This is a genomic window from Chromobacterium alticapitis, from assembly GCF_002924365.1.
GTDB classification, from domain to species: domain Bacteria; phylum Pseudomonadota; class Gammaproteobacteria; order Burkholderiales; family Chromobacteriaceae; genus Chromobacterium; species Chromobacterium alticapitis.
The window spans coordinates 1-337 of sequence record NZ_PQWB01000214.1 but is presented as its reverse complement, the minus strand read 5'-3'; the positions used below and the strand labels follow the sequence as shown (position 1 = coordinate 337).

The 337-nt window shown below is 60.2% G+C and carries 1 pseudogene; it reads left to right on the top strand.

What is annotated here, in order from left to right:
- Nucleotides 1-263 (top strand): annotated as a pseudogene (locus tag C2I19_RS22350) (DUF1484 family protein); the annotation flags it as partial.
- Between the last annotated feature and the right edge of the window lie 74 nt (nt 264-337).

Sequence of the window (337 nt, the reverse complement as noted above, 5' to 3'; positions counted from 1 at the left end):
GCTGCTCACCCGCGTCCTCTAAACCACGCGCCATAAACACCAACAGCCTGCCCGCTTCCCTGCGGCAGGCTGTTTTGGATTTCGCGGAATGCCAAAGCGGTGCAATGCCCGGCTGGAAGATGGCTGCGTCCAATCATTTCAAGCCGGGTATTGCACCCTACGCTCACGACGTGCGCCTGCCTTCCAGCCGCATCACCGAGATGCTTGCGCCGCTGGACAAGCGTATGAACGAGTCGCTGACGCTGCTCACCCGCGTCCTCTAAACCACGCGCCATAAACACCAACAGCCTGCCCGCTTCCCTGCGGCAGGCTGTTTTGGATTTCGCGGAATGCCAAA